Origin of the sequence: Pseudomonas sp. ATCC PTA-122608, assembly GCF_001952855.1 — a bacterium.
Classification (GTDB): domain Bacteria; phylum Pseudomonadota; class Gammaproteobacteria; order Pseudomonadales; family Pseudomonadaceae; genus Aquipseudomonas.
The window spans coordinates 175954-197316 of the sequence record NZ_LPNO01000046.1 but is presented as its reverse complement, the minus strand read 5'-3'; the positions used below and the strand labels follow the sequence as shown (position 1 = coordinate 197316).

18 protein-coding genes are annotated in these 21363 nt (G+C 61.1%); 6 read left to right on the top strand and 12 right to left on the bottom strand.

Annotated features, from left to right (window positions below):
- Positions 1 to 27: 27 nt before the first annotated feature.
- The 5 genes from hisC to mtnA all read right to left on the bottom strand — a co-directional run bounded on the left by hisC (position 28) and on the right by mtnA (position 7574).
- Positions 28 to 1140 carry a histidinol-phosphate transaminase gene (gene hisC / locus AU074_RS26785; protein ID WP_076017293.1) on the bottom strand — a complete coding sequence of 371 codons (1113 nt, stop codon included), beginning with the start codon at positions 1138 to 1140 and terminating at the stop codon, positions 28 to 30.
- 9 nt (positions 1141 to 1149) lie between these two features.
- Positions 1150 to 2244 carry a prephenate dehydratase gene (gene pheA / locus AU074_RS26780; RefSeq protein WP_003218812.1) on the bottom strand — a complete coding sequence of 365 codons (1095 nt, stop codon included), beginning with the start codon at positions 2242 to 2244 and terminating at the stop codon, positions 1150 to 1152.
- Positions 2244 to 3329 (bottom strand): 3-phosphoserine/phosphohydroxythreonine transaminase, encoded by a 1086-nt coding sequence (gene serC / locus AU074_RS26775; protein ID WP_076017292.1) that lies wholly within the window; start codon positions 3327 to 3329, stop codon positions 2244 to 2246. Before serC ends, pheA begins: the two co-directional genes overlap by 1 nt.
- A gap of 211 nt (positions 3330 to 3540) precedes the next feature.
- Entirely contained in the window at positions 3541 to 6195 is a 2655-nt protein-coding gene (gene gyrA / locus AU074_RS26770; RefSeq protein WP_076017291.1) for a DNA gyrase subunit A, read from the bottom strand.
- Positions 6196 to 6497: 302 nt separating this feature from the next.
- Positions 6498 to 7574 (bottom strand): S-methyl-5-thioribose-1-phosphate isomerase, encoded by a 1077-nt coding sequence (gene mtnA, locus AU074_RS26765; RefSeq protein ID WP_076017290.1) that lies wholly within the window; start codon positions 7572 to 7574, stop codon positions 6498 to 6500.
- A 108-nt stretch (positions 7575 to 7682) separates the two neighbouring features.
- Here mtnA and AU074_RS26760 point away from each other — a divergent pair, with 108 nt between their 5' ends.
- The 4 genes from AU074_RS26760 (at position 7683) to AU074_RS26745 (ending at position 11382) form a co-directional block, all read left to right on the top strand.
- Positions 7683 to 9014, top strand: coding sequence for a TRZ/ATZ family hydrolase (locus AU074_RS26760; protein ID WP_076017289.1), 1332 nt, complete (start codon positions 7683 to 7685; stop codon positions 9012 to 9014).
- A 64-nt stretch (positions 9015 to 9078) separates the two neighbouring features.
- The gene (gene ubiG / locus AU074_RS26755; RefSeq protein ID WP_017477312.1) at positions 9079 to 9777 is read left to right on the top strand and encodes a bifunctional 2-polyprenyl-6-hydroxyphenol methylase/3-demethylubiquinol 3-O-methyltransferase UbiG; all 699 of its coding nucleotides are present in this window, start codon (positions 9079 to 9081) and stop codon (positions 9775 to 9777) included.
- A gap of 4 nt (positions 9778 to 9781) precedes the next feature.
- Entirely contained in the window at positions 9782 to 10453 is a 672-nt protein-coding gene (gene mupP / locus AU074_RS26750) for an N-acetylmuramic acid 6-phosphate phosphatase MupP (protein WP_063032175.1), read from the top strand.
- A 188-nt stretch (positions 10454 to 10641) separates the two neighbouring features.
- Positions 10642 to 11382 carry a YciK family oxidoreductase gene (locus AU074_RS26745; RefSeq protein WP_076017288.1) on the top strand — a complete coding sequence of 247 codons (741 nt, stop codon included), beginning with the start codon at positions 10642 to 10644 and terminating at the stop codon, positions 11380 to 11382.
- 140 nt (positions 11383 to 11522) lie between these two features.
- Here the strand turns inward: AU074_RS26745 and AU074_RS26740 are convergent, their stop codons facing one another.
- From AU074_RS26740 to AU074_RS26715, 6 genes are read right to left on the bottom strand one after another with little or no spacing between them, the layout of a single operon-like run.
- Positions 11523 to 13037 (bottom strand): ABC transporter substrate-binding protein, encoded by a 1515-nt coding sequence (locus AU074_RS26740; protein ID WP_076017287.1) that lies wholly within the window; start codon positions 13035 to 13037, stop codon positions 11523 to 11525.
- Positions 13038 to 13088: 51 nt separating this feature from the next.
- Positions 13089 to 14060: an ABC transporter ATP-binding protein gene (locus tag AU074_RS26735; RefSeq protein WP_076017286.1), complete on the bottom strand. Its 972-nt coding sequence runs from the start codon at positions 14058 to 14060 to the stop codon at positions 13089 to 13091.
- Positions 14057 to 15013, bottom strand: a complete 957-nt coding sequence (locus tag AU074_RS26730) for an ABC transporter ATP-binding protein (RefSeq protein ID WP_076017285.1) — start codon at positions 15011 to 15013, stop codon at positions 14057 to 14059. Before AU074_RS26730 ends, AU074_RS26735 begins: the two co-directional genes overlap by 4 nt.
- Positions 15010 to 15867: an ABC transporter permease gene (locus AU074_RS26725; RefSeq protein ID WP_076017284.1), complete on the bottom strand. Its 858-nt coding sequence runs from the start codon at positions 15865 to 15867 to the stop codon at positions 15010 to 15012. Before AU074_RS26725 ends, AU074_RS26730 begins: the two co-directional genes overlap by 4 nt.
- Entirely contained in the window at positions 15864 to 16811 is a 948-nt protein-coding gene (locus tag AU074_RS26720; protein WP_076017283.1) for an ABC transporter permease, read from the bottom strand. Before AU074_RS26720 ends, AU074_RS26725 begins: the two co-directional genes overlap by 4 nt.
- Before the next feature lie 3 nt (positions 16812 to 16814).
- A complete protein-coding gene (locus AU074_RS26715) occupies positions 16815 to 17702 on the bottom strand; it encodes a proline iminopeptidase-family hydrolase (RefSeq protein ID WP_017477306.1) in 888 nt (295 codons plus the stop codon).
- Positions 17703 to 17884: 182 nt separating this feature from the next.
- Here AU074_RS26715 and AU074_RS26710 point away from each other — a divergent pair, with 182 nt between their 5' ends.
- Together AU074_RS26710 and AU074_RS26705 are read left to right on the top strand one after the other, a co-directional pair.
- Complete coding sequence (locus AU074_RS26710; RefSeq protein WP_076017282.1) at positions 17885 to 18649, top strand: LuxR family transcriptional regulator; 765 nt, start codon at positions 17885 to 17887, stop codon at positions 18647 to 18649.
- A 95-nt stretch (positions 18650 to 18744) separates the two neighbouring features.
- Positions 18745 to 19671 carry a proline iminopeptidase-family hydrolase gene (locus AU074_RS26705; protein ID WP_076017281.1) on the top strand — a complete coding sequence of 309 codons (927 nt, stop codon included), beginning with the start codon at positions 18745 to 18747 and terminating at the stop codon, positions 19669 to 19671.
- A gap of 116 nt (positions 19672 to 19787) precedes the next feature.
- Here the strand turns inward: AU074_RS26705 and AU074_RS26700 are convergent, their stop codons facing one another.
- Positions 19788 to 21299 carry a nucleobase:cation symporter-2 family protein gene (locus tag AU074_RS26700; protein ID WP_076017280.1) on the bottom strand — a complete coding sequence of 504 codons (1512 nt, stop codon included), beginning with the start codon at positions 21297 to 21299 and terminating at the stop codon, positions 19788 to 19790.
- Between the last annotated feature and the right edge of the window lie 64 nt (positions 21300 to 21363).

Here is a 21363-nt window from a genome sequence, read left to right as displayed (position 1 = left end):
GGCATAGCAGGTTGCAATGCAGTGACATCAACCACGGGCCAGAACCTTGGCCAGCGCCTCGAGGAAGCGGCTGTTTTCAGCAGGCAGTCCGATGGTGATGCGCAAGTGGTTCGGCATGCCGTAATTGGCCACCGGACGCACGATCACACCTTCACGCAACAGGCCCTGGAACACAGGAGCGGCCACTTGACCCAGGTCGACACAAATGAAGTTGCCCTTGGACGGAATCCAGCCCAGGCCCAACTCACGGAAGCCTTCCTGCAACTGCAGCATGCCGCTTTCGTTGAGGCGACGGCCTTCTTCAAGGTATTCAGCGTCCTGCACCGCAGCGCAAGCCGCCGCCAGCGCGAGGCTGTTGACGTTGAATGGCTGGCGAACGCGGTTCAGCACATCGGCCACCACCGGCGTGGACAGGCCATAGCCAACCCGCAGCGACGCCAGGCCGTAAGCCTTGGAGAACGTACGCGAGACCAGCAGGTTCGGATAAGCCGCGAGGAAGTCCAGGCCGTCCGGCAGGTCGCTGCCTTCGGCGTACTCGATGTAAGCCTCGTCCAGCACCACCAGCACGTGCTCAGGGACGTCTTGCAGGAAGTTGTCCAGCACCTCGGCGCTGAACCAGGTACCGGTCGGGTTATTCGGGTTGGCGATAAACACGACGCGGGTCTGCTCGTCGATGGCCGCCAGCATGGCCGGCAGGTCATGCCCCCAATCCTTCGCAGGAATCACGCGAGCTTCAGCGCCCACGGCCTGGGTCACGATCGGATAGACCGCAAACGCATGCTCACTGAACACAGCGTTCAGGCCCGGCGCCAGATAGGCACGCCCGACCAGCTCAAGAATGTCGTTGGAGCCGTTACCCAAGGTCACCTGATTCAGCTCAACGCGGCATTTTTCCGCCAACAAGGACTTGAGCTCAAAACCATTCCCATCCGGATAACGCGTCAGCTCAGCCAGCGCGTCACGAATCGCAGCCAATACCTTGGGGCTTGGGCCCATCGGGTTTTCGTTACTGGCCAGTTTTACGATCTTCGACGGATCCAGGTTCAACTCACGCGCCAGCTCGTCCACAGGCTTGCCCGGAACGTAAGGCGACAGTTGTTGCACGCCCGGCTGTGCCAGGGCGAGGAAGTTGCCACTCATGTTAAAGCCTCACAAAACCGCTTTCGGGTAAGAGCCCAGCACCTTGAGTGCCACGGCTTCCTGACTGATTTTCTCGAGCACACCCTTGACCAGTGGGTCGCGGTGATGGCCGACGAAGTCGATAAAGAACACATAAGTCCATTTACCGCTGCGCGAAGGACGCGTCTCGATTCGCGTCAGGTCAATCCCGTTGTCGTGGAACGGCACCAGCAGCTCATGCAGCGCGCCAGGCTTGTTGCTCATGGAAACGATGATCGACGTCTTGTCGTCGCCGGTCGGCGGCACTTCCTGGCTGCCGATCATCAGGAAGCGCGTGGAGTTATCCGGGCGGTCCTCGATTTTCTCGGCCAGACGCGTCAGGCCGTACAGGCCAGCGGCCATGTCGCCGGCAATCGCCGCCGAATTCCACTCACCCTTGACCCGCTTCGCCGCTTCGGCGTTGCTGGACACTGCCACGCGCTCCACGTTCGGGTAGTGCGCGTCCAGCCACTTGCGGCACTGGGCCAGGGACTGGGCGTGGGAATAGATGCGGCTGATGCTGTCGGTCTTGGTGTTTTCGCCCACCAACAAGTGGTGGTGGATACGCAGCTCAACTTCGCCGCAGATCACCATGTCGTGCTCAAGGAAGCTGTCGAGGGTGTGGTTGACGGCGCCTTCGGTGGAGTTTTCCACCGGCACCACGCCAAAATTCACCGCCCCGGCTGCCACTTCACGGAACACTTCGTCGATCGCCGCCATCGGCTTGCTGATCACCGCGTGGCCAAAATGTTTCATGGCCGCGGCTTGGGTGAAGGTGCCTTCAGGACCGAGGTAAGCCACTTTCAGCGGCTGCTCCAGCGCCAGGCACGAAGACATGATTTCACGGAACAACCGCGCCATCTCTTCGTTGCCCAACGGGCCCTTGTTGCGTTCCATCACGCGCTTGAGCACCTGGGCCTCACGCTCCGGCCGGTAGAACACCGGCACTTCGCCTTCAGCCAGGGAAGCCATCTTCACCCGTGCAACTTCCTGGGCACACCGCGCGCGCTCACTGATCAGCTCCAGGACTTTCTCGTCCAGGCTGTCAATGCGTACGCGCAGGGCCTTGAGTTCTTGCTCAGACATTAGCCGTGTTCCTTTTCGAACTCTGCCATGTAAGCCACCAGCGCCTTGACGGCGTGGATATCCACAGCGTTATAGATGGAGGCGCGCATGCCACCTACCGAACGGTGGCCCTTGAGGTTCAACAGGCCGCGCTCGTCGGCGCCGGCCAGGAATGGCTTGTCCAGGCGGTCGTCAGCCAGACGGAACGGCACGTTCATCCACGAACGGTCAGTCAGGTTGATCGGGTTGCTGTACAGGCCGCTGGCGTCGATGAAGTCGTACAAGGTACGTTTCTTCTCTTCGTTGAGCTTGCCCATGGCAGCCACGCCGCCCTGCTCTTTCAGCCACTCGAACACCAGGCCCGACAGGTACCAGGCGAAGGCCGGAGGCGTGTTGTACATCGAGCCGTTATCGGCCGCGACCTTGTAGTTGAGCATGGTCGGGCACAGCGAACGCGCACGCCCCAGCAGGTCTTCACGGATGATGTTGACCAGGATGCCGCTCGGACCGATGTTCTTCTGCGCACCGGCGTAGATCATGCCGTACTTGGACACATCGATAGGCCGCGAGAGGATGTCCGACGACATGTCGCACACCAGCGGAACATCACCCACTTCTGGCACCCAGTCGAACTCCAGGCCGCCGATGGTTTCGTTCGCTACGTAGTGAACATAGGCCGCGTCTTTCGACAGCTTCCACTCGTTCTGACCGGGGATGGCGAAGTAGTCGTAAGGCTTGGCAGTGCCCGCCACATTGACGTGACCGTAACGGGAAGCCTCTTCAATGGCCTTCTGCCCCCAGATACCGGTGTCGATATAGTCGGCAGTGCCATCTTCCGGCAGCAGGTTCAGCGGGATCTGGGCGAACTGCTGGCTCGCGCCGCCTTGCAGGAACAACACTTTGTAGTCAGACGGGATGTCCAGCAAGTCGCGCATATCCTGCTCGGCCTTGGTGGCAATGGACACGAACTCATCGCTGCGATGGCTCATTTCCATCACGGAGAGGCCTTTTCCATGCCAATCGAGGAGTTCACCCTGCGCGCGCTGCAGGACTGCTTCAGGAAGCGCCGCGGGACCGGCACAGAAGTTATAGGCTCTCTTGCTCACATCCAATCTCTCTGATCTGGTGGGACTGAAATCAAACACTGTAGGAGCGAGCTTGCTCGCGAAAAACCCGAGAGCGCAAGGGCGTATCAGGCAGCCCGCGTTATCGTTGGCGATTTTCGCGAGCAAGCTCGCTCCTACAGGGGGCGGCGTTGTATTTCAAAGGGGACAAACAACAAGGGGGCGAATCTTCATCCGCCCCCTGTGTGTCCGCTTATTCCTGCGGTTCTTCTTCGTCTGCGGCAGCGTCGAGTGTTGGCTCGTCGACGTTATCATCGCCTGCTGCGATCACCTCGCCTTCAAGCTCCTCACCTTCCAGCTCCTCGCCTTCGACTTCCGATGGCTCCTGGACACGCTCAAGGCCGACCAGTTTTTCGTCCTTGGCCAGCTTGATCAGGGTCACGCCCTGGGTGTTACGCCCCAGGCTCGACACTTCATCAACCCGAGTACGTACGAGGGTGCCCTGGTCGGAAATCAACATGATCTCCTCGCCGTCGAGCACCTGGACCGCGCCGACCAGGCGGCCATTGCGGTCGTTGCTGACCATGGCGATAACGCCCTGGCCGCCACGCTTGTACTCCGGGAACTCGCTGATGGCGGTGCGCTTGCCATAACCACGCTCGGAAGCAGTGAGGATCTCGCTGCCTTCTTCCGGGATCAGCATCGAAATCAGCTTCTGCCCTTCCGGCAGACGCATGCCGCGCACACCGCGGGCGGTACGGCCCATGGCACGAACGTCGGACTCCTTGAAACGCGTAACCTTGCCGCCGTCGGAGAACAGCATGACTTCACGCTCGCCGTCGGTGATGGCCGCGCTGATCAATACGTCGCCTTCGTCCAGTTCGAGGGCGATCAGGCCCACGCTGCGTTGACGGCTGAAGGATTCCAGCGGGGTCTTCTTCACGGTGCCCTTGGCGGTGGCCATGAAGATGAAGTGACCTTCGGTGTACTCGTCTACCGGCAGCATGGTGGTGATGTATTCATCACTGTCCAGCGGCAGCAGGTTGACCAACGGACGACCACGGGCGGCGCGGGACGCTTCCGGGATCTCGTAGGTTTTCAGCCAGTACACCTTGCCCTTGCTGGAGAACAGCAGCAGCGTGGTGTGGCTGTTGGCAACCAGCAGGTGAGCGATGTAGTCCTCATCCTTGACGCCGGTAGCCGATTTGCCTTTACCGCCACGACGCTGTGCCTGGTACGCAGCCAAAGGCTGGGTCTTGGCATAGCCACCGTGGGAGATGGTCACGACGCGATCTTCTTCCGGGATCATGTCACCCAGGGTCAGGTCGAGACGGGCATCGAGAATCTCGGTGCGGCGCACGTCGCCGTATTCGGCGCGGATCACTTCCAGTTCTTCGCGGATCACTTCCATCAGGCGCACGGCGCTGTTGAGGATGCGGATCAGCTCGCCGATCTGGTTGAGAATCTCCTGGTACTCGGCCAGCAGTTTCTCGTGTTCCAGGCCGGTCAGACGGTGCAGACGCAGTTCCAGAATGGCCTGGGCCTGTTCCGGGGACAGGAAATACTTGCCGTCGCGCAGGCCGTATTGTGGGTCCAGAGTCTCCGGACGGCACGAATCGGCACCGGCCCGCTCAACCATCGCCACTACGGCGCTGGATTCCCACGGCATCTTGATCAGGGCTTCTTTAGCTTCCGACGGGGTCGGCGAGGCCTTGATCAGGGCGATGACCGGGTCGATGTTCGACAACGCAACCGCCTGGCCTTCCAGGATGTGGCCGCGTTCACGGGCCTTGCGCAGTTCGAACACGGTACGGCGGGTCACCACTTCGCGGCGGTGACGCACGAAGGCTTCCAGCAGATCCTTGAGGTTCAGGATGCGCGGACGGCCGTCGATCAGCGCTACCACGTTGATACCGAATACGCTTTGCAGCTGGGTCTGTGCGTAGAGGTTGTTGAGGATCACCTCAGGCACTTCGCCACGACGCAGCTCGATCACCACGCGCATACCGTCTTTGTCTGACTCGTCGCGCAGTTCGGTGATGCCTTCCAGCTTCTTCTCTTTAACCAGCTCGGCGATCTTCTCGATCAGACGCGCCTTGTTCAGCTGGTAAGGGAGTTCGGTGATGACGATCTGCTGACGGCCACCGACCTTGTCGATGTCTTCGATCATCGAGCGGGCGCGCATGTAAATGCGGCCACGACCGGTGCGGTAGGCTTCGATGATGCCGGCGCGACCGTTGATGATCGCGGCAGTCGGGAAGTCTGGACCCGGGATGTATTGCATCAGCTCATCGATGGTCAACTCAGGGTTGTCGATGAGGGCCAGGCAACCGTCGATGACTTCACCGAGGTTGTGTGGCGGGATGTTGGTGGCCATGCCCACGGCAATACCGCTGGAGCCGTTGACCAGCAGGTTGGGAATACGGGTCGGCATGACCGCCGGGATCATTTCGGTGCCGTCGTAGTTCGGCACCCAGTCCACGGTTTCTTTGTGCAGGTCAGCCAGCAGCTCGTGCGCCAGCTTGGTCATGCGCACTTCGGTGTATCGCATGGCCGCAGCGTTGTCGCCGTCGACCGAACCGAAGTTGCCCTGGCCGTCTACCAGCAGGTAGCGCAGGGAAAACGGCTGGGCCATCCGAACGATGGTGTCGTACACCGCAGTGTCGCCGTGAGGGTGATACTTACCGATCACGTCACCGACAACACGGGCAGATTTCTTGTACGGCTTGTTCCAGTCGTTACCCAGCTCGCTCATCGCGAACAGCACACGCCTGTGCACGGGCTTCAAGCCATCGCGCGCATCAGGCAGTGCCCGACCGACAATTACGCTCATCGCGTAGTCGAGGTAGGACTGTTTCAGCTCGTCTTCGATATTGACCGGGAGGATTTCTTTGGCCAGTTCGCCCATGAGAAGCCTGATTCCTTTTTCGGGTGAAACCTCGTCACATCCTATGGGACGAACGAAGCTCGCCGCTGCTGGCATGATGCCTGGCAACGACTTACGACAAATCAACGAGTTATGACACGGATCTGCGCATTAAAGGTTACCCCTTGGGGTGACCCTGGAAACCGCCGGATGTTATCACAATCGCCGCCACGCACCTATCCCCCTGATGCGCATGGAGCATAGTAAGTTGACGGATGACAGGCTTGACGGCGACGAGAGGGGCTTAGAACTGGATCCTGGATGTTTTTTGGGGGCGAATTGCCTTAATGCAGGCGTTTACGACACATCAATTGCGCCATCTTCGCCGTGTCCGGGCGTTCGACGATGCCTTTTTCAGTGACGATCACATCAATCAGGTCCGCTGGCGTTACATCAAACACCGGATTGAAGGCGTCTACATCGGCGGCTACGCGGGTGCCGCTGACTTCCAGCAGCTCCCGGGCGTCGCGCTCTTCAAGCGGCACGTCATCACCACTGGCCGCCATCAGGTCGATGCTGGAGCTGGCTGCCACCACCATGAAGCGCACGCCATGGTGCATGGCGCACACCGCCAGCTGATAGGTGCCGATCTTGCTGACCACGTCACCATTGGCGGCAATGCAGTCGGCACCGACGATCACCCAGGTCACGCCTTTGGTCTTGAGGATATGCGCGCCCGCCGAATCCGCATTCACGGTGACGGGAATGCCCTCATTGGCCAACTCCCAGGCCGTCAACCGCGAGCCTTGCAGCCAGGGCCGGGTTTCGTTGGCGTAGACCCTCTCCACCATGCCCTCCAGGAACGCCCCGCGAATCACGCCGAGGGCCGTACCCACGCCACCCGTAGCCAGCGCGCCCGCATTGCCATGGGTCAGAATCGCCTGGACGTTGCCCTGGTGCTTGCGGATCAGTTCCACACCCAGTTGCGCCATGGTCAGGTTGGCTTCGCGATCGCTTTGGTGAATCGCTACCGCCTCGGCTTCCAGCACCGCCAGCGGGTCGGCGTGTTTCTTGAGGCGATCGAGGCAATCACGCATGCGCTTCATGGCCCAGAAAAGATTCGACGCCGTCGGACGGGTATCCGCCAGCAATGCGTAGTCCTCCTCCCAGGCAGCCTGCCAGTCATCGCCCTCGGCGATGTGAGCACGGGCGGCCAGCACCAGGCCATACGCCGCACTGATGCCAATGGCCGGCGCACCGCGCACCACCATCGAGCGAATGGCCTCAGCCACCTCGGCAGCACTGCTGCAGACGACCCAGGTTTCTGCAGACGGCAAAGCACGCTGATCGAGCAGGTACAGTGCGCCATCACGCCAGTCGATGGCCTTCACTTTCTCCGCAGCCAACAGTCGATCGCGCATCCCTCACCCCGCACTCATGAACAAAAGCCGCCGATTATAGCGATCCGCCAGCCAGGACGCTCGGGTATACTTCGCCGTTCTTTATAGATGCCAGGGAAACCACCCTCGATGACGCCAACTGCCGCCCCGCTCGACTTATTGCTGCTGCCCACCTGGCTGGTACCTGTCGAGCCTGCCGGCGTAGTGCTCAAGGAGCACGGCCTGGGCATTCGTGACGGGCGCATTGCGTTTATCGGCCCACGCGCCGCGGCCTTGAAGCTCGCAGCGACCGAAGTGCGCGAACTGCCGGGCATGCTGCTCAGCCCCGGCCTGATCAACGCCCACGGCCACGCGGCCATGACGCTGTTTCGCGGCCTGGCCGACGACCTGCCGCTGATGACCTGGCTGGAAAACCACATCTGGCCCGCCGAAGCCAAGTGGGTCGACGAAGCCTTCGTGCGCGACGGCACTGACCTGGCGATCGCCGAGCAGATAAAGGGTGGTATCACGTGTTTCTCGGACATGTACTTCTTCCCGAAAGTCGCCAGCGAACGCGTGCACAACGCAGGGATCCGTGCGCAAATCGCCATCCCGATCCTGGATTTCCCGATTCCCGGTGCCGCTGACGCCGACGAGGCGATTCGCCAGGGCGTCGAGCTGTTCGGCGACCTCAAGCATCACCCACGGATCAAAATCACCTTCGGCCCCCACGCGCCGTACACCGTCTGCGATGAAAACCTGGAAAAAATCCGAGTGATCGCCGAGGAGCTGGACGCCTCGATCCACATGCACGTGCATGAAACCGCCTTCGAAGTGCAGCAGTCCGTTGAACAGCGCGGTGAACGCCCGCTGGCACGGCTTGGCCGCCTCGGCTTGCTGGGGCCGCGCTTCCAGGCTGTTCACATGACCCAAATCAGCGATGACGACCTGGCTTTACTGGTAGAAAGTAACACCAGCGTGATCCACTGCCCGGAATCCAACCTGAAACTGGCCAGCGGCTTCTGCCCGGTGGAACGCCTGTGGCAAGCCGGCGTCAATGTGGCAGTAGGCACCGACGGCGCCGCCAGTAACAATGACCTCGACCTGCTGGGCGAAACCCGCACCGCCGCGTTGCTGGCCAAGGCCGTCGCCGGCTCGGCCACCGCCCTGGATGCCCACCGCGCCTTGCGCATGGCCACCCTCAACGGCGCCCGGGCCATGGGCCTGGAAAGTGAAATCGGCTCGCTGGAAGTCGGCAAGGCCGCGGATATCGTGGCCTTCGACTTGTCGGGCCTGGCGCAACAACCGATCTACGATCCGGTCTCACAGCTTATATATGCCACCGGACGCGATTGTGTGAAACACCTTTGGGTCGGCGGCAAGCAATTGCTCGACGACCGGCAACTGACCCGCCTGGATGAACAACAGGTGTGCGCCACGGCCATCGCCTGGGGCCAGCGCATCAGCGGACACAGCGAATAACGCCGGCCCTGGCAGCGCATGCCAGGGCGGGCAAAAACGTTTTATCAGATTTAGAGGATTCCCCATGAGCAACGTCGACCACGCTGAAATCGCCAAATTCGAAGCCCTCGCCCATCGCTGGTGGGACCGCGAAAGCGAGTTCAAACCCCTGCACGACATCAACCCGCTGCGGGTCAACTGGATTGACGAACGCGTCAACCTGGCCGGCAAGAAAGTGCTGGATGTGGGTTGCGGCGGCGGGATTCTCAGCGAATCCATGGCCCAGCGCGGCGCCACCGTGATGGGTATCGACATGGGTGAAGCGCCATTGGCCGTGGCCCAGTTGCATCAGCTGGAATCCGGCGTGAGCGTCGAATACCGCCAAATCACCGCCGAAGAGCTGGCCGAAGAGATGCCCGGGCAGTTCGATGTCGTCACCTGCCTGGAAATGCTCGAGCACGTGCCGGACCCATCCTCGGTGATCCGCGCCTGCTTCCGCATGGTCAAGCCCGGTGGCCAGGTGTTCTTCTCCACCATCAACCGCAATCCGAAGGCCTATCTGTTCGCGATCATCGGCGCCGAATACATCATGAAGCTGCTGCCTCGCGGCACCCATGACTTCAAGAAATTCATCCGCCCTTCCGAGCTGGGCGCCTGGAGCCGCCAGGCCGGGCTGACCGTCAAGGACATCATCGGCCTGACCTACAACCCGCTGACCAAGCACTACAAACTGGCCAGCGACGTTGACGTCAACTACATGATCCAGACCCTGCGCGAGGAGTAAGCCTGTGAAGTTGCGAGCGGTTCTTTTCGACATGGACGGTACCCTGCTGGACACCGCGCCGGACTTTATCGCCATCTGCCAGGCCATGCGGGCTGACCGCGGCCTGGCACCGATGAACGACCAGCACATCCGCGATGAAATCTCCGGCGGCGCCCGGGCGATGGTGGCCGTGACCTTTTCCATGGACCCCGAATCCCCGGGTTTTGAAGAGCTGCGCCAGGAATTCCTGGAGCGTTACCTCAAGGGCTGCGCGATTCACAGCAAGCTGTTCGAGGGCATGGAAGAGCTGCTGGTGGATATCGAGAAATCCAAGCTGATCTGGGGCGTGGTCACCAACAAGCCACTGCGCTTTGCCGAACCGATCATGCAGCAACTGGGCCTGGCCGAACGCTCGGCGCTGTTGATCTGCCCGGACCACGTGAAGAACAGCAAGCCGGACCCGGAGCCGTTGATCCTGGCGTGCAAGATGCTCGACCTGGACCCGGCGAGCGTGCTGTTCGTGGGTGATGACCTGCGGGACATCGAATCGGGCCGCGACGCCGGCACCCGCACTGCGGCGGTCACCTACGGCTATATCCACCCGGACGACAACCCGCGTAACTGGGGTGCCGACGTGGTGGTGGATCACCCGCTGGAATTGCGCAAAGTGCTGGATAGCGCACTGTGCAGCTGCTGATTGGGACTGCCTGAGGTTGATGCAACGTTGTGGCGAGGGAGCTTGCTCCCGTTGGGTTGCGAAGCAGCCCCGCTTTTCGCGACTGCTGCGCAGTCGAACGGGAGCAAGCTCCCTCGCCACAGAAGCCTTAGCCAGCCTTAGCCGCAATCAATCACATGGATTTTCTGTGAACTTTGTCGAGGTTATTTATGTTTGATTACTCCGCACGTCCAGAACTGCTCAAGGGCCGGGTCATCCTGGTCACCGGCGCCGGTCGCGGAATCGGTGCCGCAGCGGCAAAAACCTATGCCGCCCACGGCGCCACCGTGCTGTTGCTGGGCAAGACCGAAGCCAACCTGGCCCAGGTGTATGACGAAATCGAAGCCGCCGGCCAGCCACAGCCAGTGGTGATCCCGTTCAACCTGGAGACCGCCCTGCCCCATCAATACGATGAGCTGGCAGCGATGATCGAAAAGGAATTCGGCCACCTCGACGGCGTGCTGCACAACGCCTCGATCATCGGCCCGCGCACGCCCATCGAACAGTTGTCCGGTGAGAACTTCATGCGGGTGATGCACGTGAACGTCAACGCGATGTTCATGCTGACCAGCACGCTGTTGCCGCTGCTCAAGCTGTCCCAGGATGCGTCGGTGGTGTTCACTTCCAGCAGCGTGGGCCGCAAGGGCCGGGCTTATTGGGGGGCGTACGGGGTGTCGAAGTTTGCCACCGAAGGCCTGATGCAAACCCTGGCGGACGAGTTGGATAACGTTGCACCAGTGCGTGCCAACAGCATCAACCCAGGCGCAACCCGCACCAGCATGCGGGCGCAAGCGTATCCAGGGGAGAACCCGACCGATAACCCGACACCGGAAGAAATCATGCCGGTGTACCTGTACCTGATGGGGCCGGACAGTACGGGCATCAATGGGCAGGCGTTTGACGCGCAATAACTATCTGGAACATAGCGCAATCTAATGTGGGAGCGGGCTTGCTCGCGAAGGCGGTGGATCAGTCGATATCTCTGTTGACTGACACTCCGCCTTCGCGAGCAAGCCCGCTCCCACATTTGTATTGCGGTGTTCTCTAGAACTTAGTTCTTCACCACTTCCTCAAGGGTGAAACGCCCCAGCGGGTTTTGCAGGAAGTTGCTCACGTTCTTGCGTGAGATGTTGATGTACGGGCTGTAGTACAGGTCGATCCAGTTCACATCCTGTTTCGCCATCTTCTGCAGGTCGACATACATCTGCTCACGCTTGACCGGATCCGCCTCGATCCGTGCGGCCGCCACCAGGTCCTTCACTTTGTCGTTCTTGTAGCGAGTCATGTAGTTCTGGTTGGTGTCGTGGCCCAGCACGAAGGTGGTCTTCTGGTCCGGGTCGAGGATGTCGTTGGTCCAGTACATCACCGAAATATCGTATTCGCCGTCCACCAGCATCTGCCAGCTTTGGGTCGGGTCGACCTTTTGCAGGTTGGCCGTCACGCCGACCTTGGCCAACTGATCCTTGATCATCACCGCAATCTGCTCGTCGGCTTCGTTGCCGGCGTTGACCACGTAGTTCAACTTCAAGTCCTGGGCGCCGGCAGCAGCCAGCAGTTTCTTGGCTTCGGTCGGGTCATACGGGCGTTGCAGGTTGTTGGCGTAGTGGTACAGCGAGCCTTTTGGGATGTAGGAATAGGCCACGGTGCCTTGGCCGAAGGTGGCGGTTTTCACCAGCGATTGTTTATCGATGGCCATGTCCAGCGCCTGACGCACTGCCGGCTTGGCCAGCAGGCCGTGGGCATGGTTGATCAACAGGTGATCTTCACGGGTCGACGGGTCGGAGTGGACCACCACGTTCTTGTCTTTCTTAAGCTCTTCAACCCGGGAGAACGGGACGAAGATCGCCGTGTCCAGTTCGTTGTTCTGCACCATGCGCATGCGCGTGTTGTCGTCGGTGACCGACACCCACTCTACGCCATCCAGGCTCACGTTACTTGCCTGCCAGAAGTTCGGGTTCTTCTTCAGGATCACCCGATCGCCCTTGCGCCACTCTTCCACGGTAAACGCGCCGGAGGTCACCGGGTTTTCCGAGTAGGCGTCTTCGCCCATCTTGGTCATGGCTTTTTCCGACAGGATCGACACCGTCGGCGAAGCGAGTTGCGAGAGGAAGGCGACCGCCGGGGTTTTCAAGGTCACGACCAGGGTCTGCGGATCAGCAGCCTTGGCGGTGTTGATCAGGCTGAACGGGTCGCTCCACAGCGAGGCCTTGTTGTCGCGAATGCGCAACAGGCTGAAGGCGGCGTCGTCAGCAGTGATCGGCGAGCCATCCGAGAACTTCGCGGCCCGCAGTTTGAAGGTGTACGTCAGGCCGTCCTTGGAAATGTCCCAGCTTTCTGCCAGCCCCGGCTCCATCTTGGTCCCCAGGTTATCCACGCGTACCAGGGTGTCGTAAACGTTGGCGAACACCCAGGTGTCGCGGTTCTGCGCGCTTTTGATCGGGTCAAACGTGGTGCTGTCTTCACGGCAACCGATGGTGAGTACACCGGCCGCATGGGCGATACCGGCGGTCAGCGACCACGCAGTGAGCGTGGCGGCGGCGAGCAACTTCAAGTGACGGGATTGCATGTCATAACTCCTTGTCTATAACGGCGGTTGTTCATGATCGGCAGGAAGGGTTCAAAGCAAAGGTTCTTCAAGCACGCAACTGTACCGATGCGTTTGCACAACGTGAGTCGGCGGCAATACCTCGGCACACACGGCTCGTGCATGCCGGCAACGCGGGTGAAAGGCGCAACCACTGGGCAATTTCAGCGGGCTCGGCGGCTCGCCCGGCAACGGTTCGCTGGGCAGTGGGCGGTACGGATCAATCTCCGGGATCGCCTGGATCAACGCTGCGGTGTAGGGATGGCGCGGCGTGGTGAATACCGCTTCCACCGGGCCTTCCTCGACGATTTTCCCCAGGTACATCACTGCCACCCGGTCGCACAGGCGGCGGACGATGGCCAGGTCGTGGGCGATAAACAGGATCGCCAGGTTCATGCGCTGTTGCAGTTCCAGCAGCAGGTTGATGATCTGGCCCTGGATCGACACATCCAGGGCAGCCACGCATTCGTCGGCGATGATCAGCCGTGGCTCCACTGCCAGCGCCCGGGCGATGCCGACGCGCTGGCACTGGCCGCCGCTGAGAGAGCCGGGCTTGCGGCTGGCGAGTTCGGGGCGCAGGCCTACGAGGTCGAGTAATTCGTCGACCCGGCGTGGAATGTTTTCTGACGCCACCTTGCGCTGCACCCGCAGGACTTCAGCGATGGTTTCGCCGACCGTCAGACGCGGGTTCAGGGCCGCGTAGGGATCCTGGAAGATCATCGCCGTCTCGTGCCGCAAACGCGCGATGTCGACAGGCCCGGCGTGAGCCATGTCGATGCCGTCAAATACCACCTGCCCGGCGCTGATCGGGTTGAGGTGCAGGATCGCCCGCCCCAGGGTGCTTTTCCCGCTGCCGGACTCACCCACCAACCCAAGGGTTTCGCCAGCAGCCAGCGTCAACGACACGCCGTTGACCGCCCTCACCCACTGTTTATTCAGGCCAAATACGCCACTGCCGGAGGCGGCAAAACGCACCTCAAGGTCATTCACCTGTAAAAGCGTCATGGGCGAACTCCCAGAGGATAGTGGCAGGCAACCCGTGCGCCTTCCGGCAACAGCTCAGTGCACAAGCTGCCGACTTGCGGGCATCGCGGGTTGAACCGGCAGCCCTTGGGCAAGGCATCGAGCAACGGCGGTTGCCCGGCAATAGTGCGCAACAAGGCGTGCCCACTGCTGGTGGCGGGCTGGCACTCGATCAAGCCAGCGGTGTACGGATGTTGCGGGTGTGCCAGCAGCTCGTATTTGCTGCCGTGCTCGCACAGGCGCCCGGCGTACATCACGGCGATGGAGTCGCAGGTTTGCGCCACCACGCCTAGGTCGTGGGTGATCATGATGATCGAAAGGCCGCGCTGGTCCCGCAGGTCCAGCAGCAGGCGCAGAATCTGGGCCTGCACGGTCACGTCGAGGGCGGTGGTCGGCTCGTCGGCGATCAGCACTTTTGGATTGCAGCCCAGGGCCACGGCGATCATCGCCCGCTGGCGCATGCCGCCGGAAAACTCGTGAGGATAGTTGTCGATACGCGCCTGGGGATCGGGAATACCGACCTGGCGCAGCACTTCGATAGCCTGCAATCGCGCGTCTTTTTTCGACGCACCCTGATGCAGGCGGATGCCTTCGGCGATCTGCTCGCCAATGCGCATCAGCGGGTCGAGGTGGCTGCTGGGGTTCTGGAAAATCATGCCCAGTTGCCCGCCACGAACCGCACGCATGCCCGCGTCATCCAGTGTCAGAAGGTCCTTGCCCGCCAGGCGCACCGAACCGCCCTGCACCCGCAGGCTCGAGGACGGCAGCAAACGCATCAGACCGCGACAGGCCATGGTCTTGCCCGAACCGCTTTCGCCCACCAGACCGAGGATTTCACCTTCGGCCAGGTCGAAGGACACCCGGTCCACCAGGGTCACATCGCGCCCGGTGTTGTTGGCGATCACACTCAGGTCCTGCACTTGCAGAAGACTCATGAGCGATCCCCCAGCACTTGCGCCACACCATCGGCCAGCAGGCTGAAACCCATGGCCAATGTCACGATGGCCAGGCCCGGGAAGGTGCAAATCCACCAGGCGGTGGTGATAAACGCCTGGCCTTCGGCAACCATGGTGCCCCACTCGGCGGTCGGCGGTTGCACGCCCAGGCCGAGGTAGCTGACGGCTGCACCGTTGAGCAGCACCAGCACCGCGTCAGACATCGAGAACACAATCGAACCGAACATCGCGTTGGGCAACAAATGCCGAAACAGAATGCGCCCATGGCCAAAGCCCAGGCTTTTGGCGGCCAAGGCGAAGTCGCTTTCCTTGAGCACCAGGATCTGCGAGCGGATCAGTCGTGCGTAGGACACCCAACCCACCAGCGCCATGGCGATATAAAAGCTTTTCAAACCCGGGCCGAGGATCGCCATGATCGCGAGCATCAGCACCAGAAAGGGGAACGCGAGGATGACGTCAATCACCCGCATACAAAAACTGTCAAAACGCCCGCCGATATAACCGGACACCGCGCCAACAAAGGTGCCGATCAGGAACGGAAAGATCACTCCGACCACCGCCAGTTGCAGGTCGATGCGCGCGCCCCAGATCACCCTCGAAAGAATGTCGCGGCCGTAGTTGTCCGTGCCAAATGGATGGGACAGGCTGGGGCCCAGCAAACTGATATCGGTGTTTTGCGCAATCGGATCGAACGGTGCTATCCACGGAGCGAACAGTGCCAGCGCCAGCCATGTCAGCAGAATCAACAGACCCCAGGCCGCCGTCAGCCGGCCATTGCGGAAACCAAAGCGCAGGCGCAAGCGCCACGGGGCAATCAAGGGGCGACTGCTCATTGCATCTTCACTCGCGGGTCCAGCGCGACCGTTACCACATCGGCGACAAAGTTGACCAGCACGGTCGCACAGGCCAGCACCATCGCCACGCCCTGCACCACCATGTAGTCGCGGGTGAAAATCCCGCGCACCAGCAACTGGCCGATGCCGGGAATCGCAAACAGGCTTTCGATCACCACCGTGCCGCTGATCAGCCAGCCAATGTTCACCGCCAACAGGTTGACCGCCGGCACCAGGGAATTGGGCAAAACGTGGCGACGAAACACCGCCGCCTCCGACAAGCCGCGCGCCCGGGCGGCAGTCACGTGATCAGCCTGCAACTCCATCAGCATGCTCGCCCGCAGGTTGCGCACCAGCACCGCCGACAGCGCCAAGGCGATGGTCAGGCACGGCAGAACCATGTGGTGCGCCTTGTCCAGCCAGGTGCGCCCATAGCCGGAGACCGGGAACAGGCCCCATTGCACGCTGAGCAACAGAATCAGCATCAAGCCCAGCCAGAACGCCGGCATGCCCAGGCCCACCGTGGTGAACAGCCGGATCAGGTTATCCGCCCAGCCGCCTTTATTGCGTGCGGCCACGGTGGCCATCGGCACGGCGATCAACAGCGCCAGCAGCACGCTGCCGAGCACCAGGAACAGGGTCGGCTCGATGCGGGTGACGATCAGTTTCAGCGCGTCGACCTTGTACAGCAGCGACTGGCCGAGATCGCCCTTGAGCAGGTTCTTCAGGAAGTAGAAATATTGCAACCAGAGTGGCTGGTCGAGGCCGTATTGGGCGCGGATCTTCAGCAAGGCGTCCGGGGTGCTGCGCGATCCCAACAGGGCCCGCGCCGGGTCACCGGGAATCGAGCGCACCAGCACGAAGGTGATCAGGCTGATGCCAAACAGCACCGGCAGCAATTGCAGCGGCCGGGACAGCACAAAACGGTAACGCGCCAGGTTCATCCGTCAGCCTCGGTGACGAGCAAGGAAGTCCAGCAGCACCGGGAAGTAAGCCTGGGGCTCTTCGTAAAACGGCATATGGCTGCTGTTGGGGAACACGTGTAATTCAGCGTGCCTGGCCGCGCTTTTCATACGCATGGCGCAGGCCGGGGTCAGTTCGTCGTGCTGGCCGGTGGTGATCAGTATCGGCATCTTGAATTCGGCCATCTCGGGGATGCGGTTCCAGTCCTTGAGGTTGCCGATGTAGAGGAATTCGTTGGGGCCCTGCATGGTTTCGTAGGGCCCCATGTTCCAGTCGCCGAGGGAGCGCTGGACCGGTGCCGGCCACTCGTCCAGGCGGCAGACGTGGCGGTAGTTGAGCAAGGTGATGGCGGCCTGGTACTGCGGATGGTCGAGAGTGCCCATGGCTTCGTGGCGTTGCATCATCGCCACGGTTTCGCTGCCCAGGGCGCCGCGCAGGCGTTCCAGCTCAAGGGACAGGTGCGGAATGTCGCCGACGGTGTTTTCCAGGATCAGGCTTTTCAGCGCGTCGGGATAGTGAATGGCGTACTCGATGCCCAGCCATCCGCCCCAGGAATGTCCCAGCAGGTGCACGCGACCCAGGCCCAGGGCCTGGCGCACCGTCTCGACTTCCTCGACATAACGGCTGATTTCCCACAGCGAAACATCGGTCGGTCTGGCTGATGCGCCGGTGCCAAGCTGGTCGAATGCAACCACTCGCAGGCCGTTGTCCTTGAGCCAGCCATGGGCGTCGCGCAAGTAGTCGCAAGGCAGCCCCGGGCCGCCATTGAGACACAGCAACACTTCATCGCCTTCGCCAAAGCTGTAGGCCACGAGGTTGTGGCCATCGACTTGCACGTTGTACTGCTGGTCGGGGGCAATTTCACGCCACATGCATACATTCCTTGTTGTGTGTCGGCCCTGTGGATAGTGGCCGTTTAAAGGCCAACACTACCGAGGATGCCGCGCGTCCATAACCTGGTAATTCTTATAGGTTTGGTCTGGCAGTCCTTCGCCGGGGCGTGGCATTCTACTTGCAGCAAGACGAGATTCAAACGAATTCGGGAGCAGAACGGATGCTGGCCAGGTTAACTGCCTTTAATGACCGTCTCATCCCCGGCAGGAGCCTGGATGAACAGATGGACAACACCCTCGTATTGGCCCAGGACCTGGGTTTTGATGCGCTGGTCTACGACTACACCCCCGTGCCCATTGACCATAATGGTGCACTGATCACCCCTTCTGTGCTGCAACTGCGCAATACGCCGCCAGACTGGTACAGCTTGTGGTGCAGTTCCGGTTTTTATCAGATCGATCCGGTGCAACACCTCGCACTGTCGACGGTTTCACCGTTTGTCTGGTCCTACGAGGCCAAGGCCGACACCGCGCTGCAAAAGATCATCGACCCCTGCCACGCCCCCGTTTCCAGCTACCTGCACGACCAGCAGATGACCTGCGGCGTCAGCGTGCCGATCCATTTGCCCCGTGGCGGCTTCGCCTCACTGACCGGCCTGCGCACCGGCAAGGCCAGCACGGTGCTGGAGGATGCCCGTCAGACCCTGTCGGATTTCAACCTGATTACCCATGCCTTGCAGGAAGCGGCCTACCCGCTTTTCAGCAAGGAACTGCGCTCCTACCCGCACATCCGTCTGACCAAACGCGAGCGCGAGTGCCTGAAATGGGCTGCCGACGGCCTGACCGCCGCCGAAATCGCCACGCAATTGAGCCGCTCCCTGGCCGTTGTCACCCTGCACCTGGCGTCGGCCATGCATAAGCTGGGGGCCAAGAACCGGGTACAAGCGGTCGTGCGAGCCACCCATTACCGGTTGCTGGAAGACTGATCCAAAGGCAAAACCTAGCTGTTTTGCTAGTTACTTAAACTTTCTGTGCCGACTATCGTGTGCCTGATCACTTTTTTCTCAGGGCAGGGCACGAAATGGAATTCATCGAAACCATCCGCGAAGGCTATGCGGCTTTTCGCGACTACCAGACCTGGTATCGGGTCACCGGCGACCTGGACAGCGGCCTCACGCCACTGGTCATCCTCCATGGCGGCCCGGGCTGCACCCATGATTATGTCGACGCCTACAAGGACGTGGCTGCCAGTGGCCACGCGGTCATTCACTACGACCAACTGGGCAACGGCCGCTCCACGCACCTGCCTGAAAAAGACCCGTCGTTTTGGACCGTGGGCTTGTTCCTGGAAGAACTGGACAACCTGCTGGACCACCTGCAAATCAGCAATAACTACGCAATCCTGGGTCAATCCTGGGGCGGCATGCTCGGCAGCGAACACGCCATCCTGCAACCCAAGGGTCTGCGTGCGTTTATCCCGGCCAACTCGCCGACCTGCATGCGGACCTGGGTCGCCGAGGCCAACCGCCTGCGCAAGTTACTGCCTGAAGGCGTGCACGAAACCCTGCTCAAGCACGAACAGGCCGGCACCTACCAAGACCCCGAATACCTGGCCGCCTCGCGGATTTTCTATGACCAGCACGTGTGCCGGGTCAATCCATGGCCGGAAGAAGTCGCCCGCACCTTCGCCCAGGTGGATTCCGACCCGACGGTGTACCACGCCATGAGCGGCCCGACGGAATTCCATGTGATTGGCAGTTTGAAAGACTGGAACGTGATTGGCCGGCTGTCGAAGGTCAATGTGCCGACCCTGGTGATTTCCGGCCGGCATGACGAGGCCACGCCGCTGGTGGTCAAGCCGTTCCTGGATGAGATTACCGATGTGCGCTGGGCGCTGTTCGAAGACTCCAGCCACATGCCGCATGTTGAAGAGCGACAGGCGTGCATGGGGACGGTGGTGCAGTTTTTGGATCAGGCCTGCTCTGTGCCACACAGAAAAGTCAGCTGATAACACCGTTTATGTGGCGAGGGAGCTTGCTCCCGCTCGACTGCGAAGCAGTCGCAAAAGCTGGGGCCGCTTCGCAGCCCAACGGGAGCAAGCTCCCTCGCCACAATGATTTGCTGTTACACCTCGCTGGCCTGCGCCCTGCCCTGCACCACCGCTTTCTTCGGCACGTCTGCCAGTAACGGAATCTCCTTGCCCTCGGCATCAAACAACTTGCCGCCGCTGAAGTAATCCCCGTCCCGCAACGCCGCCACGTCCTGGAAGCACAGGCTGCGCTCAGTCCCGGCAACAAACACCGACTGCTGATCCGAGTTGCCGGTGGTGAAGTGGTTAAACGCCAGGTTCAACAGGATCGCCATGATCGCCGACGAACTGATCCCCGAATGGAAAATAGTCGCGAACCAGCTCGGGAAGTGATCGTAGAAACTCGGTGCCGCAATCGGGATCATGCCAAAACCGATGGAAGTGGCGACGATGATCAGGTTCATGTTGTTGCGGTAATCAACCTTGGACAAGGTCCGAATACCACTGGCAGCCACGGTGCCGAACAGCACGATTCCGGCCCCACCCAGCACTGAAGTCGGCACTGCAGCAATCACTCGCCCCATAAACGGCAGCAGGCCGAGGATCACCAGGAATATCCCGCCGGTGGCGACCACATAGCGGCTCTTGACCCCGGTCACCGCCACCAGCCCGACGTTCTGGGCAAAGGCACTTTGGGTAAACGAACCGAAGATCGGTGCAAACATGCTCGACAGCATGTCCGCGCGCAGGCCATTGCCGAGGCGCTTGGAGTCGACTTTGGTGTCGATGATTTCACCCACCGCGAGAATGTCCGCCGAGGTTTCCACCAGCGTCACCATGACCACGATGCACATGGAAATGATCGCCGCCAGATGGAAGGTTGGCATGCCGAAATGGAATGGCGTGGGAAAGCCGAACATTGGGCCCTGGGTCACGCTGGAGAAGTCAGCCATGCCGAGGAACACCGCGATCACCGTACCGATCACCATCGCCAGCAGGATCGACAGCCGCGAGATGGTCGCGCTGCCGATCTTGCTCAGCAGCAACACCAGCACCAGGGTCAGCGCCGCCAGGCCGACGTTCGGCATGCTGCCGAAATCCGCCGCGCGGCTGTTGCCACCCATGGCCCAGCGGGCGGCGACGGGCATCAGGGTCAGGCCGATGGTGGTGATCACAATCCCGGTGACCAACGGCGGGAAGAATTTGGTTATTCGCGAGAACACCGGGGTAATCAGCAAGCCGATCAAGGACGCGGCCATCACCGCCCCGAGTATCGCCGGGATACCGCCCGCGCCGTCGCTGCCGACGATCGCCACCATGGTCGCCACCCCGGCAAAGGACACCCCTTGCACCAGCGGCAACTGGCAGCCGAAGAACGGCAACCCCAGGGTTTGCAACAGCGTGGCGAGGCCACCGGCAAACAGCGAAGCGGCGATGAGCAAGCCAATATCCGCCGGCGACAACCCGGCCGCCTGACCGACGATCAACGGTACGGCCACGATGCCGCCGTACATGGTGAGCACATGCTGCAGGCCGTAAGCCATGTTGGCTGCGACGCCGAGATTCTCATCTTCTGGCCGCTGCGGTGACGCCTTCGGGATAGTCATGGTGAGGGGTTCTCTGTTTTTGTTGTGCGCTCACTGTATGCAATAGAAAGATTGGATGTCCATA